This is a genomic window from Pontibacter sp. FD36, assembly GCF_015686655.1.
In the GTDB taxonomy this organism is placed as follows: Bacteria; Bacteroidota; Bacteroidia; order Cytophagales; family Hymenobacteraceae; genus Pontibacter.
In genome coordinates this window covers 18319-38601 of sequence record NZ_JADPMP010000009.1, presented here as the reverse complement: position 1 = coordinate 38601, position 20283 = coordinate 18319, and the positions used below count along the sequence as shown (strand labels likewise).

The window sequence follows — 20283 nt, the reverse complement described above, 5'->3', positions numbered from 1 at the left end:
TAAGAATTACCTAAATCGTTTTACTTCCCAAAAAATTAGTCAGCCGCACAGAGCCATGCTATTTATGATGCCCTGTGCAGCTGATGAAGTATTATGGGAATATCATTCTGAAGTTTACCCCTTCACAGTAGCTTTTACGTCAAGGCTGTCAAAAACTTCCCGGGCATCAGCGATGCACTGGATGTCCTCTACAATTACGATGAGCTTATCCTTGGCTTCCTTAAGCCGTGAGCGGCGCGAATGCTGCTGTACATACTTGAGGATGTTGCCAAAGGTCTCAGACTGGAAGTAGGCATCGTTATTCTCGCTGGGCAGGTAGCCTTTCATCACTTCTTTTTTGATGGTGAGTTTCTCGAAGCCCAGTTGCTGGGCCTGCCAGCGCAGTTTCACGATCTCTACCAGCTTCTGCACCTCTTCCGGCAGCGGCCCGAAGCGGTCGATGATACTGGCCTTCAACTTCTCCAGGTCCTGCAGGTCTTTGGTGCTGTCGAGCTTGCTGTAGAGGTTGAGTCGCTCGGAGATGTTGCCCACATACCAGTCAGGTATAAGCACCTCCATATCCGTCTCGATGTTACAGTCGCGCACCGGCTCCACGAACTCCGCCAGGTTGTCTTTCAGGAACAGGTCGCGGAACTCGGTTTCTTTGAGCTCCTTAATGGCATCGTCGAGCACCTGGTGGTACATCTCGAAACCGAGATCGTTGATGAAGCCGCTCTGCTCACCGCCCAGCAGGTTGCCGGCCCCCCGTATGTCAAGGTCACGCATGGCGATCTTGAAGCCTTCGCCCAGATCGGAAAATTCCTCGAGCACGCTCAGGCGCTTGCGGGCATCGGTCGGCAGGCCAGCCACAGGCGGCGTAAGCAAGTAGCAATAGGCTTTCTTGTTGGAACGACCGACACGGCCTCGCATCTGGTGCAGGTCTGAGAGTCCGAACATGTGCGCCCGGTTGATGATGATGGTGTTGGCGTTCGGTATATCCAAACCGGACTCGATGATGTTGGTCGACACCAGCACGTCGTACTCGCCTTCCACAAACTTCATCATGCGCTTTTCCAGCGTCTCGCCGTCCATCTGGCCATGGGCATAGGTGATGCGTGCATCCGGTACCAGTTTCAGGATCATGTTGGCGATCTCTTCAATATCCTTCACGCGGTTGTGCACAAAGAACACCTGTCCGCCTCGTTTCAATTCTGCAGCTACAGCGTCGCGGATCAGGATCTCGTCGAACACATGCAGCTCCGTTTTCACAGGCTGACGGTTTGGTGGTGGTGTGGCGATTACACTTAGGTCGCGGGCACCCATCAGGGAGAAGTGGAGCGTTCTAGGTATAGGGGTTGCTGTGAGCGTAAGCGTATCCACATTCACACGCATCTCCTTGAGCTTCTCCTTGGTCTTCACACCAAACTTCTGCTCTTCGTCTATCACCAGCAGGCCGAGGTCTTTGAACTTGACATCCTTACTGGCAATGCGGTGTGTGCCGATCAGGATATCCACCTTGCCCTCGGCTACCCGCTGAAGGGTGTTTTTGATGTCCTTGGCCGTTTTGAAACGGTTGATGTAGTCCACTGTAATCGGGAACTGCTCCAGTCGGTCGCGGAAGGTCTTGAAGTGCTGCATAGCCAGTACAGTGGTCGGCACGAGCACAGCCACCTGCTTGCCGTCGCAGGCCGCTTTGAAGGCGGCGCGTATGGCCACCTCGGTTTTGCCGAAGCCTACGTCGCCGCACACGAGGCGGTCCATCGGGTGCGGTAGCTCCATATCGGCTTTCACGTCCTCGGTGGCTTTGCCCTGGTCCGGGGTATCTTCGTAAATAAACGACGATTCCAGTTCGGCCTGCAAAAAGCCATCGCGGGTATAGGCGTAGCCCGGCGCAGCTTTGCGCTTGGCGTATAGTTGAATGAGCTCGGCGGCGATATCTTTAACCTTGCTCTTTACTTTCTTCTTTTTGTTCTCCCATTCCGGCGAGCCCAGCTTGCTCATGGTCGGAGGGCCGCCCTCTTTGCCGCTATACTTGCTGATCTTGTGCAGCGAGTGGATGGACACATACAGCAAATCGTCGTCGCGGTATACCAGTCGGATGGCCTCCTGCAGACGACCGCCTACTTCCACTTTCTCCAAACCGGCGAAGCGGCCCACGCCGTAGTCCATGTGCGTGATGTAGTCGCCGGGCTGCAGGGTACGCAGCTCTTTCAGGGTCATTGCCTTTGTTTTGGAGCGGCCCTCTTTGGCTTTGTGCTGGTAGAATCGGTCGAAAAGCTGGTGATCGGTATAGCAGGTGATCTTGAGCTGTTCGTCTATAAAACCTTCCCGCAGCGATACGGCCAAATGCTGGAAACGCATGTCGTGGTCCAGCTCGTCGAAGATGGTGGTAAGACGGTTGATCTGGCGCGGCGACTCGGTGGCGATGATGTTGACAAAGCCCTTGCTCTGCTGCTCGTGCAGGTCTTTTACCAGTCGGTTGAAGTCTTTGTTGAACGAAGGCTGCGGCTTGGATTGCAGCTGCAGGACCTCCGTGTCTTTGTAATTAAAGCGCTTGCCAAACTCCACGATGCTGAACTTCTCGAGCAGCTTCTTGAACTGCTTCTGCGTCTGGAAAAGCTGCTCCGGGTCTGATACGATCTGGGTGCCGCCGCTGCCTTCCATCAGCTTGTCAAAAGCATGTGACGCCTTGTCGAAGTACTCGTCGATCACATCCAGCGTCTGGCGCACATCCTTAAACCAGATGGCTGTGTTCTTCGGTAGGAAGTCGAGAAAAGCTTCGCGTGTTTCCTGCAGCAGTTTGGTCTGCACGTTCGGTATGATCGAGATGCTTTTCTTCGTCTCCACCGACAGTTGCGTGTCGGGATCGAAGGAGCGTATACTCTCGATCTCGTCGCCGAAGAGTTCAATGCGATAGGGCAGGTCGTTGGCGTACGAGAATACATCCACGATACCACCGCGCACGGCGTACTGTCCCGCCTCGTACACAAATTCCGTCCGCTCGAAGCCATACTCAGCCAGCATTTCGCTGAGGAAATTCACATCCAGCTTTTCGCCCACTTTGGCTCCCAGCGTGTTCTCTACCAGCGACTTTTTGTTGATCACCTTCTCAGTCAGTGCCTCCGGATAAGTGACGATCAACTCGCCTTTGTCGGATTTGGTGTTGAGGCGGTTGAGTACCTCGGCACGCATCAGAATGTTGGCATTTTCGGTATCGTCGAAGCTGTAGGGGCGCTTGTAGGACGTTGGGAACAGCATGACCTCCTTCTCGTCGCCGAGCAGGTTCTTGAGGTCTGTATAAAAATAAGCCGCCTCCTCCTTGTCGTGCAACACAAAGAGTTGGTGCTGCGGGTGCAAGGTATAGACCGCCGAAGCCATCACAGCATCGAGGCTGCCTGCCATACCTTTGAGTTGCAGGCGGTAGGGTTTATCGGCTTTGAGTCGCTCAGCAATGGTCTGCACCACCCCGTCAAGTCGGTACAGCTCTAAAAAATCAGTTACTTTCATTCAGTTCAAAAAGTCACAAAACAGCAAAGGCAGAACACAGGACTTTTCGATAGTCGTGTTCTGCTGGTTGTAGTTTACAAAGATACGGAAGTTATGGTTTTTTGGGGGAGGGGTTTTAGCTAAGCTAAATTATTGTAGTTAGAATTCTTCTGGTTAAAAGTAGTTTAGCATTACGAGCACGATCAAAAGCATGATGACATTCATAACGGTCGCATTCAGCAGTTGCTCCTTATTGTTCCACATAATTACACCAAGCAAGGAGATTAATGCAAATGTGATGGGTATGAACATAAGCGTCCCAAACATTCCAGCCTCTTGTGTCAAAGGTTTGTCAAGTGAGGGTACCTTTATGGTTCCTCTCTCTATTATTTTAAGAAGAGGAGAACTCGTTATTTGAACAGAGTCGGCCTGCTCAAGATGTATGAAGGCAATTGCTCTGAAAGGAATTCTAAAATTATCCGTGATTAAGACAACGTTTTCTAAAGGTTTTGTAACGCGATTGTAGTGTATGTTGCGAAACGTTGCATAAGTTTCCTCTATTGCTAAAATTCTTTCCTGGTGGACAGTGCGAGGGAGTAGGAGGACATCCAGATGAGAAACAAACAGCCGACATTAAACCATCTGCATATCTGGAGTACTAAGGGTGGGAGAGAGTTAGCATACGCCATACATGGTAAATATAAGTACTGATGAATGATATTGAAAATTGAGGCTTTTTTCTATTGTGTTACCCAATTTCCCGTTAAAAACTTTATACCTTGTATACCCATGGAAACACCACTGCTTCGCTATAGACTGACTGACCCGATCGGCTTTACGACGAAGGTATACGCCGTAATCATTGTCGCTGGTGGCATTTGGTTGTTTACGCTCTATCCTGTAGTTGGTGTCCTCATGATCCTGTTCGGGATTTTTCCACTGGTCCAGTACAAGTGCCTCGAAATCGATCTATACCATGGTACTTATTGTATAGGTGTCAATATATTGGGGCATACCATCGGAGACCGAGAACCGTATTCCGGACCAAAGTGCATTTTCCTTAAGAAGAACAGACACTTCTCTTCCAGCTCGCGCCGTTCCTGGCGGCCTACCGCATCCATTTCGTTTGACAGTTATTTATGGCTGGAGGATGGTACTAAAATTCCGCTATCGTGTGACGGCAGCAAAGAAACAGCGATGCTGAGAATCCAACCTCTCGCGCAGGAATTGCAAACAGAAATCAGGGACCTAACAGAAGGAATCCCACATTCTTAACTCACCTTTCGTTGTTGTATTAGAGTTAATCTCCCAAACGATTATCCTGCTATATGAAACTTGCCTTCCTCTCTATATGCAGTGATGGTGACTAAATCTCTCTATATAATTTGTTTTAATCCAAATTAAAATTCGTATAGGTATAATATAAGGTTTACGTTATAGCTATAAAGAGCGGTAGAGAAAAGTAAATGGTAAGGGGATGCCATGGATGTGATCAAGCGAAATAATATCAACGTTTTCGGGAAAGGAGAGCAACCGCTCATGTTTGCACACGGCTTTGGCTGCGATCAGAATATGTGGCGCTTTGTTACGCCTGCTTTCCAGCAACACTACAAGATTGTGCTGTTTGATCATGTGGGGGCAGGCAACTCTGATCTTAGTGCTTATGACGCCAGTAAGTACAACACCCTCAACGGCTACTCAACTGATATACAGGAAATATGCCATGAACTTAATCTGCAGGATGTGATCTTTGTAGGGCATTCAGTGGGGCCATGATGGGAGTGCTCAGCGCAATCGAATCCCCGAACTTATTTAGCAAATTGGTATTGATCGGGCCTTCGCCGTGCTATATCAACGATGAGAATTACATTGGAGGGTTCGATCGCGCCGATATACTGTCGATGCTGGCATATATGAAACACGATTACACACTTTGGGCAGATACTTTTGCTCCGCTCATAATGGGAAATCCGGATAAGCCTTCGCTAGGGGAAGAGCTAGTAGAGAGTTTTTGTAATACAGACCCGGAGATTGCACGCCATTTTGCCCAAGTCACTTTTCTGTCAGACAATCGGCTAGACCTTCCAAAGCTCAAAACTGATTCACTGATTATGCAGTGCTCTGAAGACGTGATCGCTCCTATCGAAGTAGGTAATTACGTGCATCGGGCAATCCGAAATTCTACGCTGGTGCAAATGAAAGCGACAGGCCATTGTCCGAACCTGAGTTCTCCCCTGGAGGTGATCGAGGTTATGGAGAACTACCTGTAGGTATAGCTGTCGCTCAAGCAGAAGTTAAGAGAAGAAATAACGTGATAATATGGCTGAACTTATATATATTGAGACTGCAATTAGTGCAATAGTCAATATAGCTTTCGTTCATGCTCCATTCTTTTACACTTCAGTTAAAGCAAACTGCCTCCGACATCTGGCTTTTCCTCAGGAACCCCAAAGACCAGCCCGCTACCGAAAATAGCGGCTCTTTTAAGTTGCGCATCCTGTTGTATGTGCTCTTGATTGACATGGTACTCATGTTTGTACTTACTGGTGTCATCAATTTGGTTGAGTGGATGGGGTGGCATAGTAACAATAGTCATGCTGTAATTGAAATGATGCGGTCTTTCCCGGTCTGGGCCTTCCTGCTACTGGGTGTGCTGGCGGTTCCTCTGCTAGAGGAGCTGGTTTTCCGTTATGGCCTGCGATTCAAAAGCGGGTACATGGCGCTGCTGGCGTTCGTGGCGACCATTGCACTGGGTGTTTTGGCCTACTCAGTGCTGCCTTTAGAAGGAGCAATTGGGGTCTGGGTTATATCGGGTATGGCGCTGATGCTGTACGCGCTAAACGCCGATGCCATAACTGGTTTTCTTAAAAAGCTATGGGATAAGATATACGGTGTCTTCTTTTACCTTATAGCCTTTGCTTTTGGCCTTATTCACATTACCAATTTCACCGACTTTGACTACGCCTCGGCTGCTGTTTTACTGATCCCGATTTTGATTGCGCCTCAGATTGTGGGGGGTATGCTGATGGGGTATATGCGTGTGAAGTATGGCTTTTTCTGGGGCTACTTCCTGCATGCGAGTCACAATGCGCTGTTCTTTGGACTGGCCCTAGCTACAATGGGTATGCTAGACGAGAAATTACACATCCAGGATGAAAATTATACCCTGCAGGTGGAGGAACACATGCTCTATGACCAGACCGCTCTTTCCTCCAAGCATATAGGCAGTGACTCGCTGGGATTTGAGAATCAAAGGCTGCACGACGTTATCCTGGCGCTGCTGGATAAGGATGAGTCTTCCGTAGAGCTTGATAAAAAGAAGCATCAGCACACGGCGATAGACCTGAAGTTTAAAGACCACAGCACTTCCAGAGATATAAAGCAAAACAAACAACTTGTGCTAAAGCAACTGCAGGAGGTATATAAGTTTGAGGTAACCTACCGTTCGCAGCAAATGGACGCCTGGGATGTGGCGATTGCCGACTCCAGCCTGCTGGCTGCCCATGCGGTGGCTGACCTCAAAAGGTCTACCGTCAGGTATAGCGAGGAGGCGATCACGTTCGAAAATGTAACGCTCGGAGAGTTGGTAGGTGCCGTCGAGAAAAACTTTAAGGTGGGACTTATTTCTGAAAGAAAACTGCTGGAGTTGGGTAAGTACGATTTCAAGCTACCCAAGAATGATTTTGAGCAGGCAAAGGAAGACCTGAAAACGAAGTACGGGATTCTGCTGCAGTCAAGGATGGAGCTGGCCGATCTGGCAGTCGTGTCTTTTAAATAACGAGTAAAGTCTGAAGCAGCCGCTCACTTGTCTCTCTGACCTGTGAGCGGCTGCTTTATTTTAAAATCACCTTAATCTGAACCGGGTCTTGCAGCACACGCAGGTTCTGCTTCAGCTGCTCTAACTCATAGGTCAAGCTTTCCTTCGCCTGTTTAAATTTCTGATTCATCTGCTTCGGGCTTCCGCAGAAGCGGTCGTAAAACGTGGCGTTGGGACCGAAGATGAATCCATTGAGCTCAGCCTGTAGTTCGCTTAACTGTTCATCCAGTAGCCTTACATAGTATTGCAGCTGCTCATCGGGCAGTTTGTCAAGTGCCTGGCCCTGCTCCTGCATAAACTCCATCTGAAGGCGCAGCAATTCAAAGAAATCATCGTGGTGGTAGGCCTGTGTGACGCGCTTCATGGCCTCTTCTTTCCAGGCACGTTTGGTTTCGTCACGCTCTTTGTCGGGGTGCAGTTGCTTGGCCAGGTCGGTATACACACGGCGGCTGGCTTTGCTGATGTTGCTGAGCTCGGCCTTGGCTTTTGCCTCTTTCTCTTTCTGAGCTTTGGTTTTGCGGCCTTTCTGGCGGTTTTGCCTGGCCCGCTCCCGTTCTTCCTCTTCCCGGTTCAGCTGGGCCTGCAGGCGCTCAAACTCATCGAGCTCATCCCAGTTGTCAGGTATAGCGGTCTCTTCCTCGCTGATTGCGTCTTCCTCTGGAGAATCTTCCTCGTCAGCTGCGTATACCGCCCGCTCGGCATAAGGGGCCTCGGCATATCGGTCGTGCAGGGCGATCAGGTCCTGGCGCTCGTAGTTCTGGATCAGGTCCAGTGCGATGTCGGCAATGAGCAGGGCGAGCTTTTCTTTCTCTCTGAAACTGAATAGGGGGAGGGCAAAGGCCTCGTCCAACAGATGGGCCAGTTCTGCCCGCTGCTCCACCTGTTGCATAATAATGGGGCGCAGTTCCTTCTCAATCCGCTTCTGGGCCAGGTCCATGCTGTCGCGTCGAGAGGTTAGTTCCTGCTTCAGCTGCTCTATCTGCGCTACTTTCTTATTGAAGTCCTGCTGCAGTTTGCTTAGCCTGCGCTGGTCTTCAGAGGAGATTTGTGGCGTGAGCGAGGGAACAGGTTTGTCAGACTTGGAAGCAGGCATAGACTATTAGCAGGTATAAAAAGAAGGTATAGCGCCTGCAATTTACGGATTAACCACCGCTATACCTTACTGCTGGGCGTCGAAAGGTATAAACCGGTTGTTTTGCAACAGGTATAGGGTAGTGCGGTTGCCGTCTAGCACAGACACGCCATCAGTTTTGAGGTTTGTGAACTGTTGCTGGCGGGGGTTGCGAACAAGCGAATCCTGCGGGGCTAGTTTGAGCTGCAGGGTGCTATACCTGCGGTCGTTCAGCTGCTGCGACGGATAGGAAGCCACTTTCATTTCGCGGACCTGCGGGGTGCCGTAATCCAGAAAAGCGAGGATGTGAATGGAGTCATTCTGCAGCACCTGCACTGCGTAGTCGGGGTTACGGTTGCCATTGAGGTTGCCACGCAGGTATAGTGGGTTGTCTACCTGCAGGCGGCGGTTCGACATAGTCTGGTCGGTGAGCACTGCCACCTCGGCCTGCGGCTGGCGCTGTTGCAGCAGGGTTGTCAGCGTGTCGGGCAGCGGGTGCAGAATAGCGCCTTCGTCGGTGGCGCGGGCCACGCTGTCGATAGAGGCTTTGGTGTCGGAGTCGATTTGCTCGTCAATCAGTTCATCGTCTGCAGCGCGGTTGTAGTTGCCGTCGGCGGAGTCGGAGCCGCAGGAGGCGAGGATCAGCAGGCAGGTGATTGCAAAGAGGTATAGTTTCATAGGTATAGTGTTCTGCTTTAATGTGTTGCTTTGCATACCGTGTGCGCTGGTAGAAAGTTGCAAGGCATCTACCGGATCAGCTCCACCTTACGCTCGCCTATCTGCTGGCGCCACATGGCGTAGTACAGACCTTTTTGCTCCACTAATTCTGCGTGGTTTCCCTGCTCTATGATCTTTCCTTTTTCCAGCACATAAATGGTGTCGGCGTGCATGATGGTGCTGAGGCGGTGGGCGATCAGGATGGTGATCTGCTCCCGCAGGGCAGATATTTCTTTCACAGTAGCCGTGATCTCTTCTTCGGTAAGGGAGTCGAGGGCGGAGGTGGCTTCGTCGAAGATGAGCAGGCGCGGGTTTCGAATAAGGGCGCGGGCGATGGAAAGGCGCTGCTTCTCACCACCCGACATCTTCAGTCCACCTTCGCCTATCTGGGTGTGGATGCCCTGCTCGGAGCGGGAAAGCAGGGTGGTAGCGGAAGCCTTTTCCATGGCCCGTACTACTTCTTCGTCAGTAGCGTCCGGCTTCACATACTGCAGATTCTCTTTGATAGTGCCCGAAAACAGATTTGTTTCCTGTGTCACAAAGCCCAGTTGCCGGCGTGCCTCGTTCAGCCAGATTTCTTTCACGGGCGTGCCGTTGTAGTAGATCTCCCCACTGGCCGGCAGGTATAGCCCCACCAGCAGCTTCACCAGCGTAGACTTTCCTGAGCCCGACGGTCCTACAAAGGCAATCGTATCGCCGGTGTTGGCTTCAAAGGAAATGCCATCCACAGAGTTCTGCGGAGCGCCCTTGTGCCGGAACACTACGTCCTGAAAACGCAATTGCTGCAGCGGCCCCACATCAATTGCCGACTCAGGCCTGGTCTCGACGGGCTTGTTCATCAGCTCAGCGAAGTTGTGCAGCGAAGCCTCGGCCTCCCGGTAGGTCAGGATGATGGTACCCATGTCCTGCAAGGGACCGAAAATGCTAACTGAGATAAACTGCATCGAGATTAGCTCGCCGGTAGAGAGCACATCCCGAAAGATCAGCCAAAGGAGCGTGAAAAGGATGGACTGCTTGAGCAGATTAAGGGCTGTTCCTTGCAGAAATGAAAGTGTGCGCACCCGTTTTACCTTGGCCATTTCCAGCGAAAAAATACGTTCCGTGTGCTCACGCAAACGGCGTATTTCGGGGTAAGTCAGGCCGAGGCTTTTTACCAGTTCAATGTTGCGCAGCGACTCCGTGATCACACCCGACATTTTGTTCGTGGCCCGGTTGATGGAGCGCTGCATGGTCTTGATCTTCGCGCTGAGCAGACTGGTAAGGCCGCCGAGCACGACCATTCCGATAATGAAAATAGGTACCAGCGCCCAGTGTTTGGTGATGGCGTACCATACCAGGAAGCCCACACCCACCAGTGATGAAAAGAGAATGTTGATAAACGAGTTGATGAAGCGCTCCGTGTCACGGCGCACCCGCTGAAGTATAGAAAGTGTTTCGCCACTGTTCTGGTCAGCGTACTCCTGGTAAGAGAGTTTAAGGGTCTGCTTGAGGCCGTCGTTAAAGATCTGTACCCCGAACTTCTGCACGACCAGGTTGGTGAAGTACTCCTGGAAAGCCTTGGCCAGGCGAGAGAGCAGTGCGACAACCACAGCCAGCAGCATCAGCCACAGGGCCCCTTTTACCCGCTCTTCGCTGGTCATGGTGAAAGGCGGCGTGGCGTAATCGTCGATAATCTTGCCGAAGATGATGGGGTCGACGAGCGCCAGCACCTGGCTGATGCCGGCAAGTACTAAAGAGAGTATAACAAGTCCGCGGTGGGGCTGCAGGTAGTTCCAGAGTACGCGCATGGGCCATAAGGTAAGTTCAGGTTCTCCTCCTACGCGGGTATTCGGCGCAAGTATACAGTTCACCTATATCTCCGCTTAGAGCAGTAGGTCATGAGGAGGCAGGTATAGGCTCTTTGGGGTATAGGTAAAAGAAATGCCCGAAGCATAGCCCCGGGCATTTCTTTTAATATTTAGAAGGCAAGTAGTTAGTCCCAGTAAGCTGGTTCCGTTACTTCTTTTCCATCCTGTGACAGTACTACCTTTTTATCCTGGGGCTTCTGTTCAAGCTCTAACTGATAATAGGTGTTGCCGTCTTTCTCCAACTGCTCGATGTCGTCCAGGCGCATGCCTTTGTAATTCTGGCTGATGGCAGTGCGTATGTTTTGTGGCAGGTCTTTCTCCTCTATATCACGCTTGGTCATCAGTATCTTACCAGATGGGTCAATCATCACGGTATGGTCGATGCGGTCTATATCAAAATCAGCCTCGTAGTTCTCACCGTGCTTTTCCCACTCAAGGTCGGTGGCATTGGTATACTTTTGCGACAGCGCACTTTTCACAGCTTCAGGTACATCCTTTTCGGCTACATCCTGCGCCTCAACCGCTACAACTGAACCTATTACGAAGGCAAATCCAACTAGTATCTTTTTCATAACTCCTGATTTTTAAGTGTTAAAAATTGGTATGTTACAAGTTTACGGTGCAATTCTGAAGCAAATCTGAGCTTTGCAGGTTTCTGATAGTAAATTAGTTGCGGTTTAAGATTCAGTGTTGTTGCTGGGGTTGGCTTTTGTAGGAATGCCATCCGGATTGATAAACTGCACCTGCTGACGTGGGTATACCGGAATGATCTTTCCAACATACTCGGGTTTGTTCAGTTCGTTGGTGATGCGCAGGGTGAGTTCGCTTTTCCACTTACGGCGCTCACGTGCCCCCACCAGGTAGCGGATGGTCACATTAGTCCACGACTCATCCATGGAAACGAATACTTGTGGCTTGTCAGGCACAGCGTCGTCCAGCCCCGCCCGCTGCAGGAGTTGGGAGTAGGAGGCAGCCGGAGTCTTCATGTAATTGCCTAGCAGGCCTAGTGCCACACTCTCCAGCACCTCCATGGCCAGTGGCACATCTGATTCGTTGGCTACGCCCACATCCAGCTCGTCCCACACATAGGGGAAGTCGCCAGTCAGGTTGATGACCGTTCCCGTCAGAACTTCGTTGTTTGGGAAAGTGACCAGGCGGCCGGTTGGCTGCTCTGCCCGTACGAAGCCCGGCTGATAAGGCGCCCCGATCTCCCACACAGTAGTAGTCAGGAAGTCGATGCGGTATACGTCGCCAAACACCTCGCCTACCCGGATGCGGTCGCCCACACGGTAGTAGCCCTGGTAGGAGTTCATGAGCCAGCCCGTAAAACTTTCAATAGGCGTTTGCAGCGACCATGACAAGGCCAGGCCGATGAGGCCAAAAGAACCAACCAGCGCCCGTATGTCGCCGGCCACGACGCTGAGCGCTACGCCAACTGCCAGTAGCCAAACCGCGATAGAGACAAGCGAGATGATGGCGCTGGAGCTTTGCCATTTGCCGATGGTGCGCTGCAGGATAGCCCGTAGCATACGCACCAGCAGCCAGGCCAGCACTAGCGTGGCCAACGCAATCAGGATCTTGGGCAGGTTGAAGATGAAACTTTCCCAAAGACCCTGCAAGGCCCCAATAGCTTCCTCTGCGGCTTCTTTGGTAGAGCCATTCTGGGTTACCGCTTCTGAGGTTGTATCGCCGGGCACCAGCTCCTCTACCGCCACTTCCTCCACCACGGCTACTGAGTCCGGGCCGTTTTCCTGCGCAAGACCAGCTTCGCTTGGAGCAAACATCAGGAGGATAAAACCCGTGATGGCAACGGCCAGGATAGAAGCCTGGCGGAAATTGCGAAGCCTGTTCTGGGCGCCTTTCACGGCAGATCCCCTGGCTGGCTTTCTTCTGCGGGCTTTGGTGCGAACGTTTCTGCGGGTGGGAGCAGTGGTATAGGTTTGCGGCTGACCAGTACCCTGTGTGCTGGTACCCGTTGTAGAGACGCGTAGTCTTCGTGTAGAAGTTCTTCTGTTTCGGTTAGTGGAAGGCATAGGCTTCGCGGCTTTCTCAATTGTCCTGCCATCTTGTAGCAGTTTTTCTCTATACGGAAGAAAGACGGGTATGCTGCAAAGGGCTAGTAGCGAAGGGCCAAATCCTTTGCTTCGGTTACACAATTTGGAGTTGCTGCTGCTCGTTAGCTAATTGGTTGATAATCTTGTAGTAGAGTATCGGTCTATTGCCTATCTTTCTGCCTAAATCAAAATAAACTACTATGAAAAATCTAAGATTTCTGAATGCGCTTGTGATGCTGTTCATCGGCATAATGGTATCATCCACAGCCTGTGCCCAGGATGCGAAGCAAAAGGCCAGTCCGCCAGCTACTGCCTCCGGAAAGGTGGGCGATGCGACCATCACCATCAACTACAGCAGTCCGTCTGTAAAAGGCCGTACCGTCTGGGGCGAACTGGTGCCTTATGGCAAGGTATGGCGTGCCGGGGCAAACGAAGCGACCACCGTTACCACCGACCGCGATGTGATGGTGGAGGGGCAAAAGCTACCAGCTGGCACTTACAGCTTCTATGCTATACCTGGCGAGGACGAGTGGACAGTTATTTTCAATAAAACCGCCAAGCAGTGGGGCACACAGTACGACGAGAAGCAGGATGCGCTGCGTGTGACGGCCAAGCCGCGCCAGGCTGACACGATGAACGAGCGACTGGTGTACGATGTGACCAATGAAGGAATTGTGCTGCGGTGGGAGAATCTGGAAGTGCCCGTGATGATTCAGGCGGCTAAGTAAAGCGCTCCATCTTAGTAGAAGCCCTGCTGTGTGTTCAGGTATACCCTTGAAGATAGCAGGGCTTTTTTGTGCCCTTTGGCAGCGGGCTATACCTGTAGTGCTTGTCGTGGCAGGTCTTTTAGCTCAAACTGCTGCAGGAAACTTTGTGCGTCGGCTATACCTGCGTTTTGCCAGCCGAGCAGTTCGGCCAGCTTTTGCCAGAATTGCCTTGGGGTGAGGCCAGCCTTGCGCATTTCGGTAAGTGAGAGAGCGTCATGCGACTTGGATAGTTTGCTGCCCTCAGCGGTAATAAGCGGGTGGTGTACAAAAACTGCATTGGTGAAGGCCACGGCACCTGTGTGCTGCGCCAGGTATAGCTGAGCTGCTGTAGAGAGCATCAGGTCTTCGCCCCGCACGATCAGGTTCACGCCCATGGCCAGGTCATCCACGATCGAAGCAATCTGGTAGGCAGGTATACCGTCTTTGCGGCGCACCACGAAGTCAGGCATCTCGAGGGCCAGCGCCACAGTGCAGTTGCCGAGCAGTTGGTCCTGGAAGGAGACGGTGGTCTCCTCTGGTATACGCACACGCCAGGCGGCATTGGGGGTATCGAGCGGCAGCTGCTCGTCGCGGCAGGTGAGCGGGTATAGCCCTTGCGGCGACAGGGCTGCTATCTGGCTGCGGGAACAGGGGCAGGCATACACCATACCCTGCTGCACCAGTTTGTCGAGTTGCGCCTGATAAGCCGGAAGCCTGAGCAATTGTGAGTAGTTCTCCTGAAAATCTTTTGGATTGCGCGGTCCCTCGTCATAGTCGAGGCCCATAAAGGCGAGTGTGTCGAAGATGTCCTGCAGGTACTCGGGGCGGAAGCGGGCATTGTCGAGGTCGTCGATGCGCAGCGCCACTATGCCTTGCTGCTTGCGGGCCAGTGCCCACGTAATGGCAAACGACAGCGCATTGCCCAGGTGCAGGTAGCCGCTGGGAGTCGGGGCGATGCGGGTTTTTATGGATGGGGTCGTTTCCACAGGTATAGCGCTGGGTTTGATGAGGCCAAAGGTATAGCTGCTATTTATCAAGTCAAATCAGAAACTGTTAAAATACCTGAAGTTAAGGTGGATGAGTTCCGGAATTTCGTTATGTTTGATCATATACAGATAAGTATATGTTTACGCTTTTGAATACGTTAGGCGTAAGTGTCCCCAACTCCTAAATGATTAACTGAAAACTACCAAAATGAAAAAATGTACTTACGCAATCCTGGCGATTCTGCTGATTACCCTATCCAGTTGTTCAGAAATGACCGGAGAATTTAAATACATGAATCAACTAAAAGAGACTATCTCCAAAACATACGAAACAGAGAAAGTTGAAATTGACATCAAAAACAAAAGTGAATTGACTGTATCGCTTTTAGACTCAAAATTTGATCATTACAGTCAAGCTGAAAAAGAGCAAATATCCCGGGAAATTGGAAAGATGGCGCAGGAGCTGAGAGAAGGTGAGGAAAAGATAAAATCAGGTGTGGTGAATTTCCGGGATGAAGAAAATTATGGCATTGCTAAGACAAGCAGCACGGAAACTTTCCAGATGTACGAATAAGGGAATGAGAAAAAGTTTATCAAGCATCCTTGCAGTTGCAATTATGTGTCTTTTGAGTGGCTGTGCAGCAAACAGGTATGTATCCCAGGTAAAGCAAGATAATTTACCGCCTCTAAATTTAGCTTTTAGCGTTCAGGAAGTTCAGATAACAGACAGCAGAACAGATCAATCTATTGAGGATATAAAACTGCCTCTCGTCTCAAAACCAAACTCTTTGATTAAGCATGTGCCGGCTTTAACAGCGACCCACAAACAAATAATAGAAAACGTAATCAAGGAAAACACAACTAATGTGGGCATCCCTGTAAAAGCAGTCATAAACATACCCGATAGCTACAAGGAATTCTCAGCTACATGGAGTAGTGAAAAAGAAAGAGGATTTGCGCAGGTTCAAATCAATCTGGTTAATCAGGAATCGGGTGAATTGATTACAGCATGCGATTCAAGTGGAGAACTATTTGTGCAATCAATAGATGCTACGAACGAAAGGATGGAGGAAATTTATCAGCTTACCATTAAAAACGTCATCTATAATTGTCTGAAATCAATGTCAGGTCAATCAGAAAATTAACGCAAGCCAACATTGTGTGAATTTTATGCTTCGGTCGACCGCCTGGCACGCATGGTTCCTTGATCCCATAACAGCCGCCTTATTATCGAGCATTAGTCTAAATTCAGCCTGTGGTATCGCTAATATAATCTTCACCAAGGTTCTTAGGCTTGTTCTCCACCATAACAGGGTTTTCTGCGATAAAGTAATGCATGGAGCTGTTGCCAAAATCCTACCTTGCCATTATCCTTAACGCATAAGTCCATTGATGAACCTGCATATCAGTAAAGCCAAGTTTCTCACGGTATTAGTTTTGATTCTATTACTTCCGCTGTTAAGTAAGTCCAGACTATTATTATTCGGGTTAATAACTGAAGGTGAAGTCATTGGTTATGAAGAAGCATACACTAGGTCGCTCCGATTCTCTGGCAAAACGACTTATTCAATTGTAGAATTTAAGACTGCTAAAGACGTGATTACGATGCTAGGCCCTCCTAATTCTAGCTATGAATTTGGGGAAAAGGTCAACGTTATCTACCTTCAGAATGATCCTGATGACTGTGCTATTATGAGCTTCTCAGATATCTATTTAGGATTAAATGCTGTGCTGCCAGCGATGCTTTTACTGCTTTGGGTATGCCTGTACGTTTCATTAAAGGAATACGCTGCTCAGCATGCTAAATCCAAAAGATCGATGCCCTTATAGAATTGCCCCAAGATGAACGCCTTATACAATTGCATATCGCAGTACCATCCCATTTCTTCAGGAGCGTGGGAGGCGCTTTCCAAAGCATTAACGCGGGTAGAGATTCCGAGGAATTCATTTTTGGTACGGGAAGGAATGGTGTGCAGTAAGCTGTACTTCCTGGAGCGAGGTTGCCTGCGAGGATATTATAACCTGGATGGGAAGGAAGTGACGTATTGGTTTGGCTTCGAAAATAATTTCATTACGTCTTTCTACAGCTTTATCTCCCGGAAGCCAGGTATAGAAAACATACAGGTCCTGGAAGACTCCACTCTGTGGGGGATAAGTTTCGAAGCCCTGAACGAGCTGTTTGATCAGCACCAGGACCTGGAGCGCCTTGTGCGGATCATAAACGAGCAGTACTACATCAGACTGGAAGAGCGCTTGATGGCCATGCAGTTCAAGACGGCCCGGGAGCGGTACGAACAGCTATTGGAAACATCACCCCACATTCTGCAGCGGATTCCGCTTGGGCAGATTGCGTCCTACCTGGGCATCAGCCAGGAAACCTTGAGCAGGATCCGAAGCCAGGTTTGATAGGCTTCCTTTTTTGACAATTGTCAAAAGAAAGTTTTAGGGGCTGCTATACCTTTGATTCATCACTTAAACGAAAGAAAACATGAATCAGAAACCATCCAACGCATTCGTAGCAGCCTCCTGGGCTACTTTATTGACAGGTATGACAGCCTACATCATCGGCCTTTGGAACGCCGACATGATGCTGAACGAGAAGGGCTATTATTTTGCCATCCTGATGTTTGGTCTGTTCTCAGCCATCTCACTTCAGAAAAGCGTGCGCGACCAACTGGAAGGTATACCGGTTACCAACATCTATTATGCGCTCAGCTGGTTTTCGACCCTTTTGGCGATCGTGCTGCTGACAGTGGGGCTTTGGAACGCCGATCTGCTCCTGAGCGAAAAAGGCTTTTACGGTATGTCCTTTCTGCTAAGCCTTTTTGCTGCGATTGCGGTACAGAAAAATACCCGTGACAGTATGAGCAGCGAAATGTCCATAAAGCATGAAGCGGAGCAGTATTACTAGACGCCACTTTACAGCAGCCTCAGAGCGCATCAGTTTGGATTCTATCATGACAGCCTCTTTTCAATTGATTCTATGAAACCACTCCTCTCCCGCGAGATCATTTACAGCATCGCCAGGCACAGTAACTGGCGCGAGGCAGGTATAGCCGGCTGGCTCCGCAGAGGGCAGGTATACGCCGGGGCGCAGGACTGGATCAGGTTTGTCCGGCTGTTCTTGCTGGGGCTTGGAGGCAGTTTTTTGATCTCGGGTATCATCTTCTTTTTCGCCTATAACTGGGCTGACATGCACAAGTTCGTGAAACTGGGCCTGATCGAGTTGCTGATACTGGCGGTGACGTTTGCGGCACTGTTTACAAAACGCAGTGGCACGGTGAAGAATGTGCTGCTTACAGCTAGTACCGTGCTCGTCGGCGTACTCTTTGCCGTATTCGGGCAGATCTACCAGACCGGGGCCAATGCCTATGACTTCTTTTTGGGCTGGACGATGTGCGTCGTGCTGTGGGTTGTTGTGGCTCGGTTTCAGCCGCTTTGGTTCATCTTCCTGGTGCTGCTCAACACCACCTTAGTGCTCTATACCCAGCAGGTGGCTTTGCACTGGAGTTTTGCCATGGTGATGGACATGATGTTTATTCTCAACGCAGCGGCTGTTGTTGTCTGGGAAGTACTGGCCGCAAAAGGTCGTGTAGGTATACAGCACCGCTGGTTTCCGCGTCTGGTGGGGCTGGCGGCGATCACGGTCATCACCATTAGTATGATCTCCACTCTGTTTGCAGGTATAAACTGGGATTACGGACTAGCCTATTTGCTCGGCGCGGCTATGTATGGCGCAGGTATAGCCTACGGCCTGCGGGTGCGCGACATCTTTTACCTGACAGCTTTGCCCTTTAGCGCCATAGCGGTGGTCACGGCCATCCTGGTGCGGATCGGGGAGAACGTGCCGGAGTTCATGCTGTTGCTGGCCACGATCTTTGTGGTAGGCAGCATTACCTTACTGATTCAGTTCCTGGGCAGACTTAACAGACAGTGGCATGGCCGATAAAGAACCAATACAACTCGAAACCTTGCTGCAGGAGATTGCGCAGGAGCAACTCGACTTCAGCTACGACGAAACGGCCATTAAAGCAGAGGTAGCACATTCTACTTCGCTGCTCAAACGCTGGCCTGTGAAGGTGCTCACAATTCTGGGTGGCTTGCTGGCTATGGGTACTTTAATGGGAGCCATCGCCGGAACGCAGCTACTCAGCTCAGGTATGGCCATGCTGCAGTTGGGTGTGATCTTATTGATTGTTGCTGAAATAGTAGTCCGCATGAAACAAGACACGACCACTGACGCCTTGGGTATTGCTATGAACATTACAAGCTACGTGATGCTGGCTTTCGGTACTGGCCAGCTCACGGATGATACCACTTCAGTAGCCGTAGTCTTAGGTATAGCCGCTGTGCTTGTGCTGATTTTCTCGAAGAGCGCGGTTTGTGTGTTCATCTCGGTACTGGTGCTCAATGGCAGCCTGCTGAGCCTGATCTTCATACACAAGGTATACAACCTGTCGCATGCTCTGATTATGGTGCTGGCAGGTATGCTTACTTTCATCAGTCTATACGAAGCGAAGTTGTTGGCCATGTCACGGCGATTGGCGCTGGTTTTTGGGCCGGTCCGCATGGGGTTGATCTTATCCCTGATCCTCACGCTGGGGCTGTTTGTGCATCAGAAATTCCTCTCCACCAACATCACCCATTTCTGGTTATCGGGCTTGTTTCTAATTGGCTGTCTGTTGCTGTTGCTACACCGTGTGCTGCGCGAAAGCGGGCTGAAGGACAAGAAGACACTGGCCATTTTCTATACCTGCTGTGCTGTGGTGTTGCTGCCAACAGTACTGGCGCCTTCGGTGCCGGGTGCTTTACTGGTGGTACTGTCCAGTTTTTACATCGGGCACAGAACAGGCCTCTGGGCCGGACTGCTGGCGCTGGCCTACTTTCTGGTGCTCTACTATTACGACCTGAACATGACCCTTCTGGCCAAGTCCGGGGTGCTGGTGCTCACGGGTGCCTTGTTTTTAGGTGGCCTATACCTGTTGAACCGTTATCTGCGAAACCATGAAGCGTAACCTCAAAAGCATAGTCGTGCTGGTCAACCTGGTGGCGGTGCTGGTTTTTTTTAACCTGTCGGTAGTGGAGAAAGAGGAGATCCTGGAAGATGGCCACTTGGTGCTGCTCAGCCTGGCCCCGGTAGACCCGCGCTCGCTCATGCAGGGCGACTACATGGTACTCAGCTATGCTATCAGCCAAACGCAGGAACTGGAAAAGCTGCCCAGCCGCGGCTATGCTGTGGTGCAGTTAGACTCCCAGAATGTGGCGCAGCTGGTGCGTTATCAGCCGGAAATGGAACCACTAAATGAAAGAGAGATCCTACTCAGGTATAGCAAAGGACGTTGGTCGCTCAACCTCGGGGCAGAGTCTTACTTTTTTGAAGAGGGGCAGGCAGAGACTTTTGAAAAAGCGGAGTACGGCGGCCTGCGAGTGGATGATAAAGGCAACAGCGTACTGGTAGGATTGTATGACGAAAATAGAGCGTTGATTGTGCCGAATCTGGAGCAAGTTTCTCAGAAATAAACTTTATATTGACTATCATT

19 protein-coding genes are annotated in these 20283 nt (G+C 50.6%); 12 read left to right on the top strand and 7 right to left on the bottom strand.

Annotation, left to right across the window (positions count from 1 at the left end):
• Positions 1–114: 114 nt before the first annotated feature.
• Positions 115–3486 (bottom strand): transcription-repair coupling factor, encoded by a 3372-nt coding sequence (mfd, locus tag I0P70_RS13525; protein WP_196118887.1) that lies wholly within the window; start codon positions 3484–3486, stop codon positions 115–117.
• 1461 nt (positions 3487–4947) lie between these two features.
• Here mfd and I0P70_RS21615 point away from each other — a divergent pair.
• The 3 genes from I0P70_RS21615 to I0P70_RS13515 all read left to right on the top strand — a co-directional run bounded on the left by I0P70_RS21615 (position 4948) and on the right by I0P70_RS13515 (position 7243).
• On the top strand, positions 4948–5241 hold the full coding sequence (locus I0P70_RS21615; protein ID WP_370583226.1) for an alpha/beta fold hydrolase: 294 nt from the start codon (positions 4948–4950) through the stop codon (positions 5239–5241).
• Positions 5242–5378: 137 nt separating this feature from the next.
• Positions 5379–5735 carry an alpha/beta fold hydrolase gene (locus tag I0P70_RS21610; protein ID WP_370583225.1) on the top strand — a complete coding sequence of 119 codons (357 nt, stop codon included), beginning with the start codon at positions 5379–5381 and terminating at the stop codon, positions 5733–5735.
• 110 nt (positions 5736–5845) lie between these two features.
• Positions 5846–7243, top strand: coding sequence for a CPBP family intramembrane glutamic endopeptidase (locus I0P70_RS13515; RefSeq protein WP_196118885.1), 1398 nt, complete (start codon positions 5846–5848; stop codon positions 7241–7243).
• 55 nt (positions 7244–7298) lie between these two features.
• Here the strand turns inward: I0P70_RS13515 and I0P70_RS13510 are convergent, their stop codons facing one another.
• From I0P70_RS13510 to I0P70_RS13490, 5 genes are all read right to left on the bottom strand, one after another.
• Positions 7299–8375, bottom strand: coding sequence for a J domain-containing protein (locus I0P70_RS13510; protein WP_196118883.1), 1077 nt, complete (start codon positions 8373–8375; stop codon positions 7299–7301).
• A gap of 66 nt (positions 8376–8441) precedes the next feature.
• On the bottom strand, positions 8442–9071 hold the full coding sequence (locus I0P70_RS13505; RefSeq protein ID WP_196118881.1) for a hypothetical protein: 630 nt from the start codon (positions 9069–9071) through the stop codon (positions 8442–8444).
• A gap of 68 nt (positions 9072–9139) precedes the next feature.
• A complete protein-coding gene (locus tag I0P70_RS13500) occupies positions 9140–10897 on the bottom strand; it encodes an ABC transporter ATP-binding protein (RefSeq protein WP_076421047.1) in 1758 nt (585 codons plus the stop codon).
• A gap of 185 nt (positions 10898–11082) precedes the next feature.
• Positions 11083–11529, bottom strand: coding sequence for a PepSY-like domain-containing protein (locus tag I0P70_RS13495; protein WP_196118878.1), 447 nt, complete (start codon positions 11527–11529; stop codon positions 11083–11085).
• Between the two features lie 105 nt (positions 11530–11634).
• Positions 11635–12990: a mechanosensitive ion channel family protein gene (locus I0P70_RS13490; protein WP_230392189.1), complete on the bottom strand. Its 1356-nt coding sequence runs from the start codon at positions 12988–12990 to the stop codon at positions 11635–11637.
• A 221-nt stretch (positions 12991–13211) separates the two neighbouring features.
• Here I0P70_RS13490 and I0P70_RS13485 point away from each other — a divergent pair, with 221 nt between their 5' ends.
• The gene (locus I0P70_RS13485; protein WP_196118865.1) at positions 13212–13739 is read left to right on the top strand and encodes a DUF2911 domain-containing protein; all 528 of its coding nucleotides are present in this window, start codon (positions 13212–13214) and stop codon (positions 13737–13739) included.
• A gap of 86 nt (positions 13740–13825) precedes the next feature.
• On the opposite strand, the gene I0P70_RS13480 is transcribed toward I0P70_RS13485, so the two are convergent.
• Positions 13826–14743 (bottom strand): glutamate--tRNA ligase family protein, encoded by a 918-nt coding sequence (locus I0P70_RS13480; protein WP_196118863.1) that lies wholly within the window; start codon positions 14741–14743, stop codon positions 13826–13828.
• Between the two features lie 208 nt (positions 14744–14951).
• Between I0P70_RS13480 and I0P70_RS13475 the strand changes: the two genes are divergently transcribed.
• From I0P70_RS13475 to I0P70_RS13440, 8 genes are all read left to right on the top strand, one after another.
• Positions 14952–15317, top strand: a complete 366-nt coding sequence (locus I0P70_RS13475) for a hypothetical protein (protein WP_196118861.1) — start codon at positions 14952–14954, stop codon at positions 15315–15317.
• A gap of 4 nt (positions 15318–15321) precedes the next feature.
• On the top strand, positions 15322–15888 hold the full coding sequence (locus tag I0P70_RS13470) for a hypothetical protein (RefSeq protein WP_196118859.1): 567 nt from the start codon (positions 15322–15324) through the stop codon (positions 15886–15888).
• Between the two features lie 247 nt (positions 15889–16135).
• Positions 16136–16573 (top strand): DUF3592 domain-containing protein, encoded by a 438-nt coding sequence (locus I0P70_RS13465; protein ID WP_196118857.1) that lies wholly within the window; start codon positions 16136–16138, stop codon positions 16571–16573.
• Positions 16574–16585: 12 nt separating this feature from the next.
• Positions 16586–17149 (top strand): Crp/Fnr family transcriptional regulator, encoded by a 564-nt coding sequence (locus I0P70_RS13460; protein ID WP_230392187.1) that lies wholly within the window; start codon positions 16586–16588, stop codon positions 17147–17149.
• Positions 17150–17231: 82 nt separating this feature from the next.
• Positions 17232–17654: an inner membrane protein YiaA gene (gene yiaA / locus I0P70_RS13455; protein ID WP_196118855.1), complete on the top strand. Its 423-nt coding sequence runs from the start codon at positions 17232–17234 to the stop codon at positions 17652–17654.
• Between the two features lie 72 nt (positions 17655–17726).
• Positions 17727–18692 carry a DUF2157 domain-containing protein gene (locus I0P70_RS13450; protein ID WP_196118853.1) on the top strand — a complete coding sequence of 322 codons (966 nt, stop codon included), beginning with the start codon at positions 17727–17729 and terminating at the stop codon, positions 18690–18692.
• Positions 18682–19758, top strand: a complete 1077-nt coding sequence (locus I0P70_RS13445) for a DUF4401 domain-containing protein (protein ID WP_196118850.1) — start codon at positions 18682–18684, stop codon at positions 19756–19758. Before I0P70_RS13450 ends, I0P70_RS13445 begins: the two co-directional genes overlap by 11 nt.
• The gene (locus I0P70_RS13440) at positions 19748–20263 is read left to right on the top strand and encodes a GDYXXLXY domain-containing protein (RefSeq protein WP_196118848.1); all 516 of its coding nucleotides are present in this window, start codon (positions 19748–19750) and stop codon (positions 20261–20263) included. The genes I0P70_RS13445 and I0P70_RS13440 overlap by 11 nt, the downstream gene beginning before the upstream one ends.
• Positions 20264–20283: the final 20 nt, after the last annotated feature.